The 1,393-nt window shown below is 42.6% G+C and carries 1 protein-coding gene; it reads right to left on the bottom strand.

Annotated elements, in window-relative coordinates; genetic code table 11:
- Positions 1–65: 65 nt before the first annotated feature.
- Positions 66–1,295 (bottom strand): IS4 family transposase, encoded by a 1,230-nt coding sequence (locus EJV45_RS10345; RefSeq protein WP_129715610.1) that lies wholly within the window; start codon positions 1,293–1,295, stop codon positions 66–68.
- Positions 1,296–1,393 lie beyond the last annotated feature (98 nt).

The following is a 1,393-nucleotide window of genomic DNA, read 5'->3' as shown; positions in this document are numbered from 1 at the left end:
TTTTAACGGCATACCTGGCGTTTGAACAGAGTTTTTTGTTCTATTTCAATAAGTAAGCCCCCCTGTCAAGTTGCAAATAGCGTTTGTTGGTAGTCTGGTATGCCCTCATTATAACCTAAAAGGGCCTTATCAGGGTGTATCAGGAAAGCAAGTATGTCTATGTAGGTACTCAAGTGGTGTCTGATCAGTCCCGCTACATTTGTAAACGACCATTTTGTCTTCCTTTTTTTATCAGCTTTGTCTTTTATCACTTTAACAAGCAGATCTGCAATCAGGGTACACCAGAGTTGTATCTGTACAGCATTTTGATTGTCTCCCAAAAAGTTATGTAGCTGAAAGTTTTGTTTAAGCCGCTTGAAAAGCGATTCTATTTGCCATCTTCTTTTGTAAATGCCTGCAATGGTAAGGGCACCAAGCTCTCTGTTGTTGGTTAGAAACTGGAACTCCCGACCACTTGATTTGTCATGGTAGACCACTATTCGAGCTTTTTGTACAGGTGCATCTGTAGCTCTTGAAGGGTTGCCTAACAATATCCACATATCCTTTATAATACCCTGACCTGTATGTTTATCGCTTACGGGCTGTTCTTCCTCCAGCTTCCAGCGAGCGCCTTTATTCATCCGGGTAACCCAGGTGATTTGTTGAGCCGTCCAGGCATTCATCGGATGATAACTTAAATACCCTTTGTCCATCACCAGGATAGAACCTGGTGGTAGGTCAAGTTTTGGCATAAATGTCCTGTCGTTGGCACTGGCAGCGGTAATATGAACAAAGCAAGGCACATCATCTTTGCTTCTGATGAGGGTATGGGCTTTAACGCCCCCTTTCCTGCGGCCATTGGCCAACGCGTTACCGCAGGCCTTAAACACCTGAGAAAATAAGGTTACCGTCGTAGAATCAATAATAAATAACCGGTCTTTTATTTTCCCCGTTAAGTGGCTGTCCGGGGAAAAACCATAATACCGCTTTCTTAAGAAATGAAAAAGTTCACTAAACATTTCTGCAGAACGTCGTTCATTTGCATCTGCAAGCGTACTTCTGCGGGGCGTATACTTTACACCAAGGTGAGATAAACGGCTTGAATTGGCCTGAAGGGAAGTAATGAGCTCCCGTAGGGAACTGCAGTTCTTAAAAGAGCTGAAAAGCATCGTGACCAAATGATCATAAGCCTTAAATTTCTTGCAATACCTGTTAGCCTGGTATTTGTGGGCCAACTGATCAACTTTAGTTCGTGGAATCAGAGAAAGTAACTGATTGAGTATCGGCTGTCCGGTAAAAAATGTACTTTTAGGCATAGTTTATTTTTGTTGTGTGGTAACTCCAAATCTAAAAACTATAGGGGGCTTCGGCCCCTTTTTTTATGCACTTTTTTTCGGTTTACCGGACAACACTG

Source organism: Pedobacter sp. SYP-B3415 (assembly GCF_004138205.1).
Classification (GTDB): Bacteria; Bacteroidota; Bacteroidia; order Sphingobacteriales; family Sphingobacteriaceae; genus Pedobacter.
Note: the sequence above shows the minus strand (reverse complement) of the source record. Positions and strands in the feature narration are given on the sequence as shown.